General features: G+C 45.6%; 1 pseudogene. It reads left to right on the top strand.

Features of this window, described 5'->3' with window-relative positions:
- Window positions 1–193 precede the first annotated feature (193 nt).
- Window positions 194–526 (top strand): annotated as a pseudogene (locus J0A66_RS21570) (YIP1 family protein); the annotation flags it as partial.

Raw genomic sequence — 526 nt, 5'->3', positions numbered from 1 at the left:
AATGGCTCCTGGGCGCCGCCGCCAATATCTAGGACCAGGTAAAGAGAAAAAACATCAAAAAAATTTATAACGTTTTTGTTATAAATTTGCGTTGCTAGTGACTAGCATGTTGTGCTCGGTAAATTTGACACTCAGGTTTACCGATACACCTATCAGGAATTCGCCCAAAATAAGAAATCAAGGGAGACAATTTGTGGCAACACTTTCCAACGCGCTCGTTAATGTTTTTGTGGCCCCCAAAAGCCTATTCGATGATCTAAAAGAGGCCAAAGGCTGGGGATGGATAGCACTTTTCTTCTCCACCATCTTATATGCACTTGTCACATATTGGCTTTACAGCGGTATGAGTTCGGAATGGATTGTTGAGCAGCAAATCGCACAAATGGGCGATGTCAGCCCGGCGGAAGCCGATCAAGCACGCAGTTTTATGCAAGATAGCGCGCCTTATACTGCCCCCATTGCCGCAGTAAGCATTGTTCTGGCAACCCTGTTGATGAATGCCTTGTACTCGGGCTACCTGAAACTG

It is taken from the genome of Bowmanella dokdonensis (assembly GCF_017254865.1).
Lineage (GTDB): Bacteria > Pseudomonadota > Gammaproteobacteria > Enterobacterales > Alteromonadaceae > Bowmanella > Bowmanella dokdonensis.
Note: the sequence above shows the minus strand (reverse complement) of the source record. Positions and strands in the feature narration are given on the sequence as shown.